At 60.2% G+C, this 244-nt stretch carries 1 protein-coding gene; it reads right to left on the bottom strand.

The genetic code is table 11. The annotated features are described in order from the left end of the window. Positions 1 to 244 (bottom strand): hypothetical protein (locus RAD04_RS39070; RefSeq protein ID WP_461628021.1); only part of this gene is annotated, 244 nt, incomplete at both ends.

Here is a 244-nt window from a genome sequence, read left to right as displayed (position 1 = left end):
GCCGAGCCACGGCTGGTAACTCGGCCGCGTCCATCCGCCCTGCTTCGCCAGTGCGTCCGTCAGTTCCTTGTAGGTTTCTGACCCCCGCCCCGACGACAGATGATAGATCCCGTAAGTCGGTTTCTCCATCTGGTGAATCTTCACGATCGCGCCGCCAACATAATTCGCCGGGACGATATCAATCTGGTCGTCTGGTCGCAGTGGCAATACCGGCAACCGCGCCAGCATGTCGAACGCTTGCACC

It is taken from the genome of Bradyrhizobium sp. 25ACV, from assembly GCF_054863005.1.
The sequence above is the reverse complement of the archived record's forward strand: the minus strand, read 5'-3'. Positions and strand labels throughout refer to the sequence as shown.